Source organism: Streptomyces sp. NBC_00286 (assembly GCF_036173125.1).
Lineage (GTDB): Bacteria > Actinomycetota > Actinomycetes > Streptomycetales > Streptomycetaceae > Streptomyces.
The window spans coordinates 4,003,930-4,020,229 of sequence record NZ_CP108054.1 but is presented as its reverse complement, the minus strand read 5'-3'; the positions used below and the strand labels follow the sequence as shown (position 1 = coordinate 4,020,229).

Annotated in this window: 13 protein-coding genes and 1 tRNA gene; 10 read left to right on the top strand and 4 right to left on the bottom strand. The window is 69.9% G+C overall.

Annotated elements, in window-relative coordinates:
- Positions 1-191: 191 nt before the first annotated feature.
- Positions 192-1,697 (bottom strand): potassium/proton antiporter, encoded by a 1,506-nt coding sequence (locus tag OHT21_RS18135; protein ID WP_328774138.1) that lies wholly within the window; start codon positions 1,695-1,697, stop codon positions 192-194.
- A gap of 211 nt (positions 1,698-1,908) precedes the next feature.
- Here OHT21_RS18135 and OHT21_RS18130 point away from each other — a divergent pair, with 211 nt between their 5' ends.
- Positions 1,909-4,653, top strand: a complete 2,745-nt coding sequence (locus tag OHT21_RS18130; RefSeq protein ID WP_328769361.1) for a penicillin acylase family protein — start codon at positions 1,909-1,911, stop codon at positions 4,651-4,653.
- A gap of 116 nt (positions 4,654-4,769) precedes the next feature.
- Here the strand turns inward: OHT21_RS18130 and OHT21_RS18125 are convergent, their stop codons facing one another.
- Positions 4,770-5,354: a 5-formyltetrahydrofolate cyclo-ligase gene (locus tag OHT21_RS18125; RefSeq protein ID WP_328769359.1), complete on the bottom strand. Its 585-nt coding sequence runs from the start codon at positions 5,352-5,354 to the stop codon at positions 4,770-4,772.
- 133 nt (positions 5,355-5,487) lie between these two features.
- On the opposite strand from OHT21_RS18125, the gene galU reads away from it, so the two are divergent.
- The 7 genes from galU (at position 5,488) to OHT21_RS18090 (ending at position 11,203) form a co-directional block, all read left to right on the top strand.
- A complete protein-coding gene (gene galU, locus OHT21_RS18120; RefSeq protein WP_328769358.1) occupies positions 5,488-6,390 on the top strand; it encodes a UTP--glucose-1-phosphate uridylyltransferase GalU in 903 nt (300 codons plus the stop codon).
- 5 nt (positions 6,391-6,395) lie between these two features.
- Entirely contained in the window at positions 6,396-7,718 is a 1,323-nt protein-coding gene (gene glp / locus OHT21_RS18115) for a molybdotransferase-like divisome protein Glp (protein WP_328769357.1), read from the top strand.
- Between the two features lie 54 nt (positions 7,719-7,772).
- A complete protein-coding gene (gene moaC, locus OHT21_RS18110; RefSeq protein WP_328769356.1) occupies positions 7,773-8,252 on the top strand; it encodes a cyclic pyranopterin monophosphate synthase MoaC in 480 nt (159 codons plus the stop codon).
- A complete protein-coding gene (locus tag OHT21_RS18105) occupies positions 8,249-8,752 on the top strand; it encodes a MogA/MoaB family molybdenum cofactor biosynthesis protein (protein WP_328769355.1) in 504 nt (167 codons plus the stop codon). Before moaC ends, OHT21_RS18105 begins: the two co-directional genes overlap by 4 nt.
- Before the next feature lie 17 nt (positions 8,753-8,769).
- Positions 8,770-9,408: a GNAT family N-acetyltransferase gene (locus OHT21_RS18100; RefSeq protein ID WP_328774137.1), complete on the top strand. Its 639-nt coding sequence runs from the start codon at positions 8,770-8,772 to the stop codon at positions 9,406-9,408.
- Between the two features lie 206 nt (positions 9,409-9,614).
- Positions 9,615-11,021, top strand: a complete 1,407-nt coding sequence (gene sepX / locus OHT21_RS18095; protein WP_328769354.1) for a divisome protein SepX/GlpR — start codon at positions 9,615-9,617, stop codon at positions 11,019-11,021.
- 108 nt (positions 11,022-11,129) lie between these two features.
- Positions 11,130-11,203: transfer RNA gene (locus tag OHT21_RS18090), tRNA-Ala, on the top strand.
- Between the two features lie 142 nt (positions 11,204-11,345).
- On the opposite strand, the gene OHT21_RS18085 is transcribed toward OHT21_RS18090, so the two are convergent.
- Together OHT21_RS18085 and OHT21_RS18080 are read right to left on the bottom strand one after the other, a co-directional pair.
- Positions 11,346-11,633, bottom strand: coding sequence for a hypothetical protein (locus OHT21_RS18085; protein ID WP_328769352.1), 288 nt, complete (start codon positions 11,631-11,633; stop codon positions 11,346-11,348).
- Between the two features lie 88 nt (positions 11,634-11,721).
- On the bottom strand, positions 11,722-14,187 hold the full coding sequence (locus tag OHT21_RS18080) for an ABC transporter permease (RefSeq protein ID WP_328769351.1): 2,466 nt from the start codon (positions 14,185-14,187) through the stop codon (positions 11,722-11,724).
- A 214-nt stretch (positions 14,188-14,401) separates the two neighbouring features.
- Here OHT21_RS18080 and OHT21_RS18075 point away from each other — a divergent pair, with 214 nt between their 5' ends.
- On the top strand, positions 14,402-15,664 hold the full coding sequence (locus OHT21_RS18075; RefSeq protein WP_328774136.1) for a sensor histidine kinase: 1,263 nt from the start codon (positions 14,402-14,404) through the stop codon (positions 15,662-15,664).
- Positions 15,637-16,296 (top strand): response regulator transcription factor, encoded by a 660-nt coding sequence (locus OHT21_RS18070; RefSeq protein ID WP_328769350.1) that lies wholly within the window; start codon positions 15,637-15,639, stop codon positions 16,294-16,296. Before OHT21_RS18075 ends, OHT21_RS18070 begins: the two co-directional genes overlap by 28 nt.
- Positions 16,297-16,300 lie beyond the last annotated feature (4 nt).

The following is a 16,300-nucleotide window of genomic DNA, read 5'->3' as shown; positions in this document are numbered from 1 at the left end:
CTGCGGGAGGCGCCGAGAGCTGTCCTCTTGCGCGGAACTGCGGTAGATACCGGGCCCCTGGGAGGGCAGCGGCCGCCATACGGTCGCGCCAGCTCTGCGTCAGGCAGAGGTGGGTCGATCTGAGTGCGCCTTCATCGTACAGGTATCAATCACCGTGCTCCTGGGAAAGCCAGATCCCGAACAGCATCCCCCTACGAAGTGCCGTTCCCGCCCGTCCCGAGCCACCCCGCCAGCTTGCCGCCCTGCCCGACCGCCCGTAGTCGCCGCTCGGCCGCGTCCCGGACCGGGTCCGTGGCCACCACGAGGAGTTCGTCGCCGCGTTGCAGGATCGTCGTGGGCAGTGGCACGAACGATTCACCGTCGCGTACGACCAGCGTGACGGCGGCTCCTGGGGGCAGCCGCAGTTCGTTGATCTCGACGCCGTGCATTTTCGACCCCTCCGGGATCGCGACGGACAGCAGATGTCCGCGCAGTCGCTCCAGGGGCGCCGATTCGATGCCCAGGTCGGCCGCCTCGGCGGCGGACTTGTCCAGGCTCAGCTTGCGGCCCAGCCAGGGCAGAGTCGGGCCCTGTACGAGGGTGTAGACGACGACCAGTATGAAGACGATGTTGAAGATGCGACGGCTTTCTTCGATGCCGCTCACCATCGGGATCGTGGCCAGGATGATGGGCACCGCGCCGCGCAGCCCCGCCCAGGACATCAGGACCTGCTCCCGCCAAGGAAACCGGAACGGCAGCAGCGCCACCACGACGCTCAGGGGGCGCGCCACCACGGTCAGCACCAGGCCGATGGCCAGCGCGGGCCAGAAGTCGTCCTCCAGTTCATGCGGCGTGACCAGCAGGCCGAGCAGGACGAACATGCCGATCTGGGCGATCCAGCCGAGCCCGTCGGCGAAGCCGCGGGTGGCGGGCCAGTGCGGCAGCTTCTGGTTGCCGAGCACCATCGCCGCCAGATACACGGCGAGGAAGCCGCTGCCGTGGGCGAGCGCCCCGCCCGCGTAGGCCATGACCGTGATGGCCATGACGGCGATCGGGTAGAGGCCGGAGGCGGGCAGTGCCACATGACGCAGCCCGTACGAGCCGACGAAGCCCACCGCGAGCCCGATGGCCGCGCCGATGGCCAGCTCCAGGATTATCTTGCCGATCAGCGCGTACCAGTGCTCCACCGGACCGGCCGTGGAGAAGGCGACGACGAGGATGACCACCGGAGCGTCGTTGAAGCCGGACTCGGCCTCCAGCATGCCCGTCAGGCGTGCGGGGAGGGGCACTTTGCGCAGCACCGAGAAGACCGCCGCCGCGTCCGTCGAGGAGACCACCGCGCCGACGATGAGCGCCTGCCGCCACTCCAGGTCGATCAGGTAGTGGGCCGCCGTGGCCGTGACGCCGACGCTCACCGCGACGCCCACCAGAGCCAGTGACGAGGCGGCCGGAAGCGCCGGCTTGATGTCCTTCCACTTCGTGCCGAGACCGCCCTCGGCCAGGATCACGACCAGGGCCGCGTACCCGAAGACCTGGGTCAGTTCGGCGTTGTCGAAGTGGATGCCGCCGACGCCGTCCTGCCCCATGGCGACGCCGATGCCCAGGTAGACGAGCAGGCTGGGGAGCCCGCTGCGTGAAGAGATGCGAACCGCTGCCACCGCGACGAGCAGAACGAGAGAGCAGACGAGCAGGAGCTGGTTGAGGTGGTGGACAGTCAGCGGGTGCTCCCCTCTCGGCCATGCAAGTACTTCGTTACTTTACCTAACTCTTGACGCTTTCTTGACGATCGGGGTTGTGGCCCCGATCGCCTGAAGCAGCCCGTTCCGGACTCCGCGTCAGGGCGCGTCGAGCCCTGACCTATGGTTGCTCCTGCGTTCAGTCAAAAGCACGGCCCCGCCTGCCGCTCGCGTGAGGACAGCAAGGACAGCGATGCCCCCCAACACCACCTCTTCTTCCGGTCAGAAGCGCGGCAAGTCCGGCAGGAAGAAGGGGCGCAGAGCCCGTCTGATCCTGATCGTCCTGGTTCTGGCCATCATCGGGGGCGTCGGTTTCGGGGCGTTCTGGACCATCGGCACCGTGCGCGCCTCCTTCCCGCAGACCAAGGGATCGATCGAACTGGACGGTCTGTCAGGACCGGTGGACGTCAAGCGTGATGCCAACGGCATCCCGCAGATCTACGCCGACACCGACGAGGACCTGTTCATGGCGCAGGGCTACGTCCAGGCGCAGGACCGGTTCTACGAGATGGACGTCCGCCGCCACATGACGTCCGGCAGGCTCTCCGAGATGTTCGGCAAGGGCCAGGTCGACAACGACGAGTTCCTGCGCACCCTCGGCTGGAAGCGGGTCGCGGAGCAGGAGTACAAGACCAAGCTGTCGGCCGAGACGAAGAAGTACCTCCAGGCGTACGCCAAGGGAGTCAATGCCTACCTCAAGGGCAAGGACGGCGACGACATCTCCCTGGAGTACGCGGCGCTCGGCTTCTCCAACGACTACAAGCCCGCGGAATGGACTCCGGTCGACTCGGTGTCCTGGCTCAAGGCGATGGCCTGGGACCTGCGCGCCAACATGCAGGACGAGATCGACCGCTCCCTGATGACCAGCCGCCTCGGCCCGCAGCAGATCGAGGACCTGTACCCGCAGTACCCGTACGACCGGAACAAGACGATCGTCCAGGAGGGCGAGTACAACCGGAGCACCGACGAGTACGAGCAGAGCGGCGGCACGAACGCCTCCGGAGGGGGCTCCGGGCTCGCCGGCGGCGCCACGGCCCCGGACGGTCTCCAGAGCCAGCTGTCGGGCCTCTACGACGAACTGGACGACGTCCCCACGGCCGTCGGCGTGAACGGCAACGGCATCGGCTCCAACTCCTGGGTCATCGGCGGCGCCCACACCATCAGCGGCAAGCCGCTCCTCGCCAACGATCCGCATCTGTCGCCGTCGCTGCCGTCGGTCTGGTACCAGATGGGCCTGCACTGCAGGGGCGTCTCCGACGAGTGCCAGTACGACGTCTCCGGGTACACCTTCGCGGGCCTGCCGGGCGTGATCATCGGCCACAACCAGAACATCGCCTGGGGGATGACCAACTCCGGTGCCGATGTCGCCGACCTGTACCTGGAGAAGCTCACCGGGGACGGCTACGAGTACGACGGCAAGGTGAGATCCTTCACCACGCGCGAGGAGAAGATCGACGTCGCGGGCGGCGACAGCAAGACGATCGTCGTCCGGGAGACCAACAACGGGCCGTTGCTCTCCGACCGTGACGACGAGCTCGTGAAGGTCGGCAAGAAGGCCACCGTCGACCAGGACGCACCCGACCGCGGCGACGGCTACGGCATCGCGCTGCGCTGGACCGCCCTGGAACCGGGCACCTCTATGGACGCCGTTTTCGCGATGAACAAGGCCACCGACTGGAACGGCTTCCGCAAGGCCGCCGCCCTGTTCGACGTGCCCTCGCAGAACCTGATCTACGCCGACCAGCAGAACAACATCGGCTACCAGTTGCCCGGCAGGATCCCGAAGCGCGGTGCGGGCGACGGCTCGCTCCCGTCGCCCGGCTGGGACTCTAAGTACGAGTGGACCGGCTACATCAAGCAGTCCGAGCTGCCCTACGAGTACAACCCGAAACGCGGCTACATAGTGACCGCCAACCAGGCCGTCGTCGACAAGGAGAAGTACCCCTACACGCTCACTACGGACTGGGGCTACGGCACACGCAGCCAGCGGATAACCGATCTCATCGAGTCGAAGCTCAAGGGCGGCGGCAAGGTCTCGACCGACGACATGCGCCAGATGCAGCTCGACAACAGCAGCGAGATCGCCAAGCTCCTGGTGCCCCTGCTGCTCAAGATCGACGTCGCCGACAAGGACGTACGGGACGGCCAGAAGCTCCTGGAGGGCTGGAACTACACCCAGGACGCCGATTCTGCGGCCGCCGCCTACTTCAACGCCGTCTGGCGCAACATCCTGAAGCTCGCGTTCGGCAACAAGCTGCCCAAGGAGCTGCGGGTCGAGGGCCAGTGCCTGTACGTCGAGCCGGTCGACACCACCGGTCCGGCCGACGAGGACCGGCGGGTGCGGGAGTGCGGTCAGCGTGACGCGGACAGTGCGCAGCCGGACGGAGGGGACCGCTGGTTCGAGGTGGTCAGGTCGCTTCTCGACGACGAGAAGAGCGACTGGTGGAAGGCGCCCGGCAACCGCACCGAGAAGGCGGCCAAGAACCGCGACGAGCTCTTCGCGCGGGCCCTGGAGGACGCCCGCTGGGAGCTGACCGCCAAGCTCGGCAAGGACATGGACACCTGGAACTGGGGCCGCCTGCACCGGCTGTACCTGAAGAACCAGACCATGGGCACCGACGGCCCCGGCTTCCTGCAGTTCATGCTCAACCGCGGCCCGTACAACCTGGGCGGCGGCGAGGCCGCCGTCAGCGCCACCGGCTGGAACGCCGCGGGCGGCTACACCGTGGTCTGGGTGCCGTCGATGCGGATGGTCGTGAACCTCGACGACTTCGACAAATCGAAGTGGATCAACCTCACCGGCGCCTCCGGGCACGCCTACAACGAGCACTACATCGACCAGACCGACAAGTGGGCCAAGGGCGAACTCCTGGACTGGGTCTCCACAGAGCGGGCGGTCGACGAGAACACCGAGGACACGCTGGTGCTGAAGCCCTGAGCCGGACGGCCGGTCTTCGGCCGGCCTCACCGTGAAAATGGCCCTCCACGCGCGTGGAGGGCCATTTCGCAGATCGGCCACTACAGGCTGATCAGCCTCTACATGCAGTTGAGTCTCTACGGGCGTCGACGGAAGCGGCGTACTCCCGAAGGAGTGACCACCGCGTGCACCGGCCGGTCATGCGGTTCCTCAGGGACACGATCGACCACTTCGGAGTCGTACAGCAGCACCACCAGCGCCGGATCGGCCCCCGCCCGCTCCAGCCGCGCGAGCACCCGGTCGTACGACCCGCCGCCGCGCCCCAGCCGCATCCCGCGCGCGTCCACGGCCAGCCCCGGCAGCAGGACGGCGTCGGCCGACAGCACGGCATCCGGTCCGAGGCGCTCGCCCGCGGGCTCCAGGAGGGCCATTTTTCCCCGGTGTTGTACGCGGACCAGCGAGCCCTCACCGTCGTACGCACCCCAGTCCAGGTCGTTGTCCGCCATCAGGGCCGGCAGCAGAACGCGTACCCCGCGCGCGTGAAGCGCGTCGAGCAGCGCGCGCGTACCCGGCTCACTCCCCACGGAGACGTACGCCGCCACGGTTCGCGCCTGCGTCAGTTCGGGCAGCTCCAGCGCACGAACGACGAGCGCGGCCTCCGTTTCCTCCGCGTCATCAGTCGTCAACCGGCTTCTCACCAGGAGGAACTCCTGCCGCAACATTCGCTTGCCAGGCTCCGCATCTGGTCTCGGTCGACTCACAGTTCGCTCCCGTACTTTTGCTGATGCGCTCATATGAGAGCGAATTAACCGGAGCCACATATTCCGACCATAGGCACCGGATAAGGTGACCGGCATGACTCAGGCACACCCCAGGATCAGCAAGGCTGTCATCCCCGCAGCAGGCCTCGGTACCCGGTTCCTGCCGGCCACCAAGGCCACTCCCAAGGAGATGCTGCCGGTCGTCGACAAGCCGGCGATCCAGTACGTGGTCGAGGAAGCCGCCTCCGCGGGCCTCGACGATGTCCTCATGATCACGGGCCGCAACAAGCGCCCCCTTGAGGACCATTTCGACCGCAACTACGAGCTGGAATCGGCCCTTCAGAAGAAGGGCGACGCCAGCCGGCTCGCCAAGGTGCAGGAGTCCAGCGACCTCGCGACGATGCACTACGTACGCCAGGGCGACCCCAAGGGCCTCGGTCACGCCGTCCTGTGCGCCGCTCCGCACGTCGGCCACGAGCCCTTCGCCGTCCTCCTCGGCGACGACCTGATCGACCCGCGCGACCCCCTGCTGGCGCGCATGGTCGAGGTCCAGGAGCAGTACGGCGGCAGCGTGATCGCCCTCATGGAGGTCGCACCCGAGCAGATCCACCTCTACGGATGCGCGGCCGTCGACACCACCCCCGACAGCGACGTCGTCAAGGTCCACGACCTGGTCGAGAAGCCGTCCGCGGCGGACGCCCCGTCGAACTACGCGATCATCGGCCGCTACGTCCTCGACCCGCACGTCTTCGACATCCTCCGCAAGACCGAGCCGGGCCGCGGCGGCGAGATCCAGCTCACCGACGCCCTCCAGGAGCTCGCCGCCGACGAGAAGATCGGCGGGCCCGTGCACGGCGTCGTCTTCAAGGGCCGTCGCTATGACACCGGCGACCGAGGCGACTACCTGCGTGCCATTGTCCAACTCGCGTGCGAACGTGAAGACCTGGGCCCGGACTTCCGGACCTGGCTTCGCAGTTACGTCACCGAGGAGATGTAGCAACTTTGAGCAGCGCCGCGACCCGCGTCACCGGCCAGGACCACCTCTGGTCGGTGACCGAGCACCTGGAGGACATCCTCACGACCGTCCGTCCCCTCGAACCCATCGAGCTGCAACTCCTCGACGCCCAGGGCTGTGTCCTGGTCGAGGACGTCACGGTGCCGGTCTCCCTGCCGCCGTTCGACAACAGCTCGATGGACGGGTACGCGGTCCGGGTCGCCGATGTCGCGGGCGCGAGCGAGGAGTTCCCGGCCGTCCTCAGGGTCGTCGGGGACGTCGCGGCGGGTCCGGCCGAGCCGCTCCGGGTGGGCCCCGGCGAGGCCGCCCGCATCATGACCGGCGCCCCGCTGCCGCCGGGCGCCGAGACCGTCGTCCCCGTGGAGTGGACCGACGGCGGCCTCGGCGAGGGCCCCGTCTCCCGGATGCGCGCCCACAGCGCGGCCCCCGAGGGCGCCTCCGGAGAGGTCCAGGTGCACCGTCCCGCTCCGGCACGCGCGCACGTGCGCGCGAAGGGCAGCGACGTCAAGGCCGGGGACCGCGCCCTGGAAGCGGGCACGATCCTCGGTCCGCCGCAGATCGCACTGCTCGCAGCGATCGGCCGCGGAACGGTACGGGTGCGCCCGCGCCCGCGCGTCGTCGTCCTGTCCACCGGCAGCGAACTCGTCCAGCCCGGCGAGGAGTTGGGCAACGGCCAGATCTACGACTCCAACAGCTTCGCGCTGACCGCCGCCGCCCGCGACGCCGGAGCCATCGCCTACCGCGTGGGCGCGGTCACCGACGACGCCGAGACCCTCCGGGCCACCATCGAGGACCAGCTCATCCGCGCCGACCTCCTGGTCACCACGGGCGGTGTCAGCGTGGGGGCGTACGACGTCGTCAAGGAGGCACTGGAGTCCGTTGGCGACGAGGACGAGCCCGGCAGCGGCATCGAGTTCCGCAAGCTCGCCATGCAGCCCGGCAAGCCCCAGGGCTTCGGCTCCATCGGCCCCGACCACACCCCGCTGCTCGCCCTGCCGGGCAACCCGGTGTCCTCGTACGTCTCCTTCGAGCTGTTCGTACGCCCCGCGATCCGCACCCTGATGGGCGTCGACGACATCCACCGGCCCACGACCAGGGCGGTCCTGAACACCGACAAGGCGCTGACCTCGCCCGCCGGACGCCGTCAATACCTGCGCGGGCGGTACGCGAACGGAGAGGTGACCCCCGTCGGCGGCGCCGGATCGCACCTGATCGCGGCCCTCGCCCGCGCCGACGCGCTGATCGTGGTCCCCGAGACCGTGGAATCCGTGGAGCCCGGCACCGAGGTCGAGGTGGTACTCCTCGGCTGACCGGGCCGGGATGGCGGTACCGTGTCGCGCACAACAGGCCCGACCGGGAGCGCCATGAGTACCAACGACCGACTGACCCACATCGACGAGGCGGGCGCCGCCCGCATGGTCGACGTGTCCGGGAAGGACGTGACCGCGCGCACCGCCCGCGCCAGCGGCCGGGTCCTGGTCTCGCCCCGGGTGGTCGAGCTGCTGCGCGGCGAGGGCCTCCCCAAGGGCGACGCACTGGCCACCGCGCGCATCGCGGGCATCATGGGCGCCAAGCGCACACCGGACCTGATTCCGCTGTGCCACCCGTTGTCGGTGTCGGGTGTCAAGATTGATCTGTCGGTCGCGGAAGACGCCGTCGAGATCCTGGCCACCGTGAAGACCACCGACCGTACGGGGGTGGAGATGGAGGCCCTCACCGCGGTCAGCGTGGCGGCTCTCACCGTGATCGACATGGTCAAGGCGGTCGACAAGGGGGCGGTCATCACGGACGTACGCGTCGAGGAGAAGACGGGCGGCAAGTCGGGCGACTGGAGCCGGACATGACGTATCGCGCCATGGTCCTCACGGCGTCCAACCGTGCCGCCGCAGGCGTTTACGAGGACAAGGGCGGCCCGCTGATCGCCAAGGACCTCGGCAGCATGGGGTTCACCGTCGAAGGGCTGCACGTCGTCCCCGACGGAGACCCCGTGGAGGCCGCCCTGCGCGGGGGCGTCGACGCCGGATACGACGTCATCGTGACCACCGGGGGCACCGGCATCTCGCCCACCGACCGCACCCCCGAAGCGACCAGGCGCGTCCTCGACTACGAGGTGCCGGGCATCGCGGAGGCCATCAGAGCGTTCGGAAGGGAGAAGGTGCCGACGTCGGCGCTGTCCCGGGGGCTGGCCGGAGTCGCCAGGCGGACGCTGATCGTGAACCTGCCGGGTTCCACCGGCGGGGTCAAGGACGGACTCGCCGTTCTGCGGCCCCTGTTGATCCACGCCGTGGACCAGCTCCGCGGTGGCGATCACCCCAGACCCAGCGGCAGTGGGGGTGCGAGCTGAACAGCCCATCCTGGCCGATCGAGCTGGTGGACGGAGACGTCGTCCTCCGGCCCATAAAGATGCGCGACCACCGAGCCTGGCGCGACGTCAACCGGCGCAACCGGGACTGGCTGCGTCCCTGGGAAGCCACCATTCCGCCGCCCACTCCCACTGGGCCGATAGCCCACCGGCCGACCTACCGCCAGATGGTCCGGCATCTGCGCGCCGAGGCCAACGCGGGCCGGATGCTGCCGTTCGTCATCGAGTATCAGGGGCGGCTCGTCGGGCAGTTGACCGTCGCCGGAATCACCTGGGGTTCGATGTGCTCGGGCCATATCGGCTACTGGGTGGACGAGGCCGTCGCCGGACGCGGAGTGATGCCGACAGCCGTCGCTCTCGCGGTCGACCACTGCTTCCGAACCGTCGGACTGCACCGCATCGAAGTCTGCATTCGCCCCGAGAACGGCCCCAGCCGCCGGGTCGTGGAGAAACTCGGATTCCGCGAGGAAGGACTTCGTCCACGTTATCTTCACATCGACGGAGCCTGGCGCGACCACCTCGTCTTCGCACTCACCGCAGAAGAGGTCCCCGAGGGCCTGCTCAGCCGCTGGCAGCGGACACGCTCCCGGAACACGTCCGAAAACTCACCGCGGGACACCCCACGGAACACGGCCTGACACTGCCAATCGTCGACTAACAACGCCTAAATGAAATGCGTGTTCGAAAATGAGCGGTGGTCGACCGTCCTCGGGCGTTAATTTCCGGCTCCCGGTGGCCCGCTGATCGCATCGGCTGCAAAAAAGCTCGAAATATCAGCCAGATCGTGCGACACACCGGCGGAATTGGCAGATGGCCTCACGCAAACCCCTCTACCGTGTGAGGCGTGAGCAGCAGCGGCCTCATCTACGCAGTCATTGTCGGGGCCTGGGCCGCCTACTTGGTGCCCATGTGGCTCCGTAGGCAGGACGAGCTGAATGAGGCCCGTCCGACGGAACGCTTCAGCACCGCCATCCGGCTGCTGTCCGGACGCGCGGGGATGGAACGCCGATACGCCAAGGACCTGCAGGCGCGCTCCACCGAAGAGGGGGAGCACGACGCCGAACCGGACGTCCACACCGCCTCCGTGGACGCCCGGGCCTTCGCCATGCCCCAGACCCGGCGCGAGGCGCGCGGCAAGGTCGCGGACGTACGGGACGATGCGCGGGGCGTACGCGGTGAGCGGCGGCCCGAGGCGGAGGGCGGGCCCTCGCCTTCGGCTGCCGCTTCCGGGAAGCGGGCGGCTGACTCGACGTCCAGGCCCGGGGCGGCGGGTGTATCGAAGCCCGGTGCCAAGTCGGCGGCGCAGTCGGGCCGTTCGGCTGGGGCGGGCCGTTCGGCTGGGGCCGGACCGGTGCCTCAGCAAGGGGCGAAGCCGGGAGGGAAGCGGAGCGCCAATTCGTCAGCGTCCCCGACACAGTCCTCGTCCTCGACCTCGTCCTCCTCCTCGGCTCGTTCGCGCCGGGCTGCCGCGGCGGAGGCAGCAGCGCGCGCCCGGCGCTCGAAGGTGCTCGCGCGCCGGCGGCGGACGACGACGGTTCTCTTCGTCGCCTTCACGCTCGGTGCGATCGTGGCGGCTGTCGGAGGGCTCGCGTTTCTGTGGGCGCCCGGGGTGCCGGCGATACTGCTGAGCGTCTACATCGCGTATCTGCGCTCCCAGGAGCGGCGGCGGTTCACATACACGATGGACCGCAGGCGCGCCGAGGCCGCGGCGCAGCGGCTGCGGGAACGCCAGCCGAGGCGGCGACCGCCCGCCGAGCCGTCCGCCGCGGACGACCCGGAGGACGGACCGGAGCCGACCAGTGACCCCGGCCTTTCCGCACTGGCCGCCGACCGCCGTGCCCTCGTCGAGCAGACCGACCACGCGGAGTGGGTCGACCAGCAGCGCGAACGCAGACGCGGTCCGTCCGGCGGCGACAGCTGGGACCCCGTCCCCGTACCGCTGCCGACGTACGTGACGGCCCCCGTCGCCCCGCGCGCCACGGCTGGCGTCGACCTGGGCGCACCCGACGCGTGGAGTTCGGCACGTTCCAGCGCGGCCGAGCGCCCCGCGGCCCAGGCGCAGGCGTCCCAGGCGCAGGCGGCCGGGGCGGCTCCGACGCAGGAGGACGACCCGTCCGACCCCGACGCGGACTCGGACGGCGCCGCGGACGCCCGCCGCGCCGCCTCGGCCCGCCGGGCCCGCGAACGGGGCCGTACTCCGCTCTTCGACCAGTACGAGGACGGCGACCGGCCACGCGCCGCCAACGAGTGACAACCACGTGGCAAGCGAGCGGCAACGCCCCAGAACCCCCACCCTTGACCAGCCAGGAACGGATTTCCAAGCACCCGGACGCGGATGCTAGAGTTTCCCTCGTTGCAAGGGCCTGTGGCGCAGTCTGGTAGCGCACCTCGTTCGCATCGAGGGGGCCAGGGGTTCAAATCCCCTCAGGTCCACTGCACAGTTCATGAGATCCCGTCCGATCGTTTCGATCGGGCGGGATCTCTGCGTTTCTGGACTCGGTGCGAGGTCCGGGTGCAGTCGGGCGGGCCGATGTGAAGGCTGCCGGCGGTGCGACGTGGTCGCCGCGGCCCGTGGTCATCCGATGTCCCGAGGGTCCGGCACCGGGCCGTAGTCGTCTCCGTGGTCCCTGGTCAGTGCGGCCAGCAGTTCGGGGTCGGAGTGAACCTCGGCGGTGTGCCGCCAGGCGGTGAGCAGTTGGGCGACGGAGGCGTTGTTGCCGAGGGAGTCGGCGGCGCGCATGGTGTCGACCAGTTCGACGGCGAAGGCGTGGAGATCGGCCTCGGGCAGGAAACGGACCCATGGGAAAGCGTCCGGCAGTATGTCCAGGAGTAGTTCCGTGCTCCCGGGGTCCCTGCGCGCCATTGCCGCCAGCATCCGGGTGGCGGCCGACACCACGGTCGGCGCCGCATCCGACGACCTGTGGGCGGTCGGCGCGGAATCCGGACCGACCTCACTCGCGCACGCCCGCCAATCCCACCGCCCCCCGCCGCAAAGCGACCCCCGCGGCGGCGAGGGCCGAGAGCACGGCGAGGAGTGCGCACGCCGTGAGCGTTGTGGCGAGTGCCGGCCAGGGGATCTCGAGCGGGGCGGGGGCCGGCAGGAGGGTCAGGGCGGTCCATATCGGGAGCAGGTTCAGGGCTGTGGTCATGAGGCCGAGTACGGCTCCTACCGTTACCACCAGCAGGGATTCGGCGGCGACCAGGCGCAGGGCCTGGCCCTTGGTGGTGCCGGCCAGGCGTAGGGAGGCCAGGTCGCGGGTGCGGGGGCGGTCTGAGGTGGCCATGATCATGGTGTTCGTGAGGGAGATGGCCGTGTAGAGCAAGGCGATGCCGAGAACCAGGAGGATGCCGAGTCGGGTCGTGCGGTTGGTTTCGGGGTAACTCGCCTGGATCCACTGGGACTTGGTGAGGAGCTCGGCGCCCGTGCCGTGCACCGACGCGTGCAGGTACCTCGCCACCGCGGATCTGTCGGCGCCCTTCGCGAGGGCCACGTCCACTCGGTCGACCGTCGCGCCCGGAGCGTTGCGTGGCGTGACGTACACGCCGTTGTCGCCCGTGCCGGTGGACAGTACGGCGGCGATCCGTAGGGACTTCTTCGTGCCGTCGCCGAGCCAGACGTTCACGTGCTGTCCGACCGTGTGCCTCTCCCACTCCTCGTTGACGATGATCGAGTCGTCGTCGAGGTCGCGGACGTTGCCGGCCGTGACCGGGAGGTGGGTGGTCGCGGCGAGCGTACGCGGATCGGCGGCGCGGGCCTCGGACTTGATGAGGGCCACGCCCTCCTCCAGCGTGTGCACGGCGCTCGACGAGGTCGCGGAGACCACGGTTCCGGGCACCTCGCGCAGGCGCGCCACCGTCGCCGGAGTGAAGCCCGAGCCGCCGTCCGCAGCCCTGATCACGAAGTCGGCGGCCGTCTGCTCACGGATCTCGGCGGCCTTCGCCTCGTTCAGGGTGGCGGTGGCGCCGAGCAGGGAGCCGGCCAGCGCGACCGTGACCAGGACGGGGGCGGCGACGGCGGCGGTGCGGCGTACGTCCGTGGCGGCGTTCTCGCGTGCCAACCTGCCGATCACGCCCGGCAGTTGGGCCGGGAGCCAGGCGAGCACGTGGGTCAGCGGACGCACCAGGACCGGGGCGAGCAGGGCGATCGCGGTGATCAGCAGCATGGTGCGGCTGATGTACGTCTTGCGGTGCAGCAGGTCGCCCGGGTCGCTGACCAGGGCCATGCCCAGCGTCACGGCGGCGGTCAGCAGCAGTGCCGCGCCGCACAGCCCGCGGCCCCACGTCAGCGTCCTCGTATCGACGGACGCCTCGCGCAGCGCCTCGGTCGGCGCGGTCCTCCCGGCCCGCCAGGAAGCGGCCACCACTCCGCACAGTGCGACGAACAGGCCTGTCCAGAAAGCCAGGTGGTACGGCCAGGTGTGATCGCCGATCGTGAACCAGCCCGGTGCGAGCCCGCCGTCGACCACCCTCTCGGCGAGCCACGGCGCACCGTACGCCCCGAGCACGCACCCGGCGGCCGAAGCGAGCACACCGATCACGAGGGCCTCCGCGAAGACCATGCGCCGGATCTGGCCGGAGGTCGCCCCGACGGTGCGCAACAGCCCGAACTCCCGGCGTCGTTGGGCCACCGCGAACGCGAAGGTGGACGCCACCACGAACACCGACACGAAGCCGGTGACCCCGCCCGCCGTGCCGAACAGGGCGTTCATCGCGGTCAGCGCCTCGCTGTCCCGGTCGGGATCGGCATCGGCGTAACGGCGCGCGTCCCCGGTGAGCATCTGTACGCCACTGCCGCGCACCACGTCGCGTACCGCCGCCGCGTCCGCGTCCACGACGAGCTGGACGCTGCGCGGGGACAGTTCGGCGGCGCGTGCGTCGGTGTAGAACACGGCGTTCTCGAAGCCGCGCCCGGCGACGGTGCCGACGACACGTACGGTGCCGCGGTCGGTCCGTACGCGCTCGCCGGGCTTCGCCCAGTCGCCGCTGACGACGATCTCGTCGGCGGTGCGGGGTGCGCGGCCCGTCTTCAGCTCGTACGGGGTGAAGGCCGCCGTCGACCAGGGATGGCCCACCAGTTCGCGGGGGCCGCCCCGGGCCCGTACTACGGGAAACGACCGGTCCTCGACGACCGTCCCCAGCCCCTTCAGCCGCGCGACGACCTCGTCCGGTACGGCACGCGGATGCGCGAGTTGGCGCGTCTCGTCGCCGTTCGCGGTGGGTACGCGCAGGGTGTCCGTGCCCTGCACGACGACCGGGGCCGCGGCGAACCGCTCGGGTCGGCGTTCGGGGGCGTCCAGCGAGGAGGCCAGGGCCAGGCCCATCACGGCGATCAGTGCGACGCCCAGCGAGAGGGCGACGAAGCTGCCGACGAAGGCGGTCCAGCGGGTACGCAGTGTGCGCAGGGCGATTCTCAGCACAGCATGGCCTCGATCTGGTGATCCGGTTTCGGGATGGCTTCACGAAACCGTGTGGGGGCACAGCAGCGCAGTGCGGCAGAGGCGAGACCTGGGGTGGGGCCAGGCCTACCTCCGATCCGGACCCTGGACCGATGGCACCGGCACATACGCCGCTCATACGGTGATCCCCATGCATCCGGCGATCCCCGTGCAACCCCGCACCGTGTGGCAGGCCATGACCAGGCCCGGCTACCTCCTGTCGGCGTGGCCCTGGCGCTCGGTCGGCTACCTGGTCACCGGTGCCATCACCGGTGCCGCCGCCCTGGTGGCGATCGTGACGCTCGCGGCGGTCGGCGGCGTACTCGCCGTCGTCCTGGTGGGGTTGCCCCTGCTGGTCGGTGTGGCCCTGGCCGGTCTGCCGGTGGGCCGTGTCGAGCGGCTCAGGCTGCGGCTGGTCGATCTGGAGCCGGTGCCGGAGCAGCACCGGGTGCCCGCCGAACCCGGTCTGTGGGCCTGGCTGGTGACACGGTTGCGGGAGCGGGCGACCTGGCGGGAGCTCGGGTACGCACTCCTGTTCGCGGGGCTGCTGTGGCCGGTGGACGTCCTGGTGCTCACGGTCGCGCTGCTGTTTCCGATGTCCATGACGGCAACTCCCTTGCTGATGGCGACAGTTGGCGACGGCCACGAGGCGAAGGTGCTCAAGCAGTGGACGGTCACCGGCTGGCCGACTGCCTTCGGCGTCGCCGTCCTCGGGCTCGTGCTGCTGGGCCTGTGCGCGTACGTTCTCGGCGTCGCGGCCGGCGCGCGGGCCGCGCTGACCCGTCTGCTGATCGCCTCCCGCGAGGGCGACCTGGATGCGCGGGTCGTCGAACTGGCGCGTTCCCGCGTCCGGTTGGTGGACGCCTTCGAGGCGGAGCGGCGGCGTATCGAGCGCGATCTGCACGACGGGGCGCAACAGCGCCTCGTCTCCCTGACGATGAGCCTCGGCCTTGCCCGCCTCGACGCCCCGCCCGGCCCCCTCGCCGACCAGCTCGCCAAGGCGCACGACGAGGCGGGCAAGGCACTCGCCGAGCTGCGCGAACTCATCCACGGCATCCATCCGCAGGTCCTCGCGGACTACGGACTCCAGGCGGCCGTCGCGGACGCCGCCGACCGCTGCGTAACCCCCGTGGACGTGAGCCTGGAGCTGCCCGGGCGCCTGCCCCAAGCGGTGGAGGCAGCCGCGTACTTCGTGGTGTGCGAGGCCCTCGCCAACGTCGACAAGCACAGTGCGGCCGGCCGTGCCGAGGTCGGTGGCGGTCATCGCGACGGGCGGCTGGTCCTGGAGATACGCGACGACGGGCGGGGCGGCGCGGATGCCGGGAGCGGCAGCGGGCTGACCGGACTCGCGGACCGGGTGTCAGTAATGGATGGCAGACTTTCCCTGTCCAGCCCACCCGGCGGACCGACCTTGTTGCGCGTGGAGATCCCTTGTCAGCTGACCGAGCCCTGCGTGTAGTCCTGGCCGAGGACAGCGTGCTGCTCAGGGACGGGCTCATCGGCCTGCTCACCCGCTACGGGCACGAGGTGGTCGCGGCCGTCGGCGACGCCGAGGCGTTGGTCGCCGCGGTCGGCGAGCACGGGCCGGACATCGTGGTGACGGACGTCCGGATGCCTCCCGGTTTCCAGGACGAGGGCCTGCACGCGGCCGTACGACTGCGCGAGACGCGACCCACGCTGCCCGTTCTCGTCCTCAGTCAGTACGTCCAGCGCAGATACGCCGCCGACCTGCTCGACTCCGGCGACGGAACGGGCGTCGGCTACCTGCTCAAGGACCGGGTCGGGCAGGTGGAGGAGTTCGTGGACGCGCTGCTCGAGGTCGCCGACGGCGGCACGGTCGTCGACCCCGAGGTCGTACGCCAACTGCTGCGCCGCCGCCGCGATCCGCTGGAACGGCTCACCCCGCGCGAACGCGAGGTTCTGGCGCTGATCGCCGAGGGCCGGTCGAACGGCGCGATCGCTCGCGAACTGGTGGTGTCCGAGGCCGCCGTCGGCAAGCACATCAGCGGCATCCTCACGAAGTTGGACCTGCCTCCGGCCGACGAGACCCACCGCAGAGTGCTGGCCGTACTGGCCTTCCTGCGCGCCTGACACC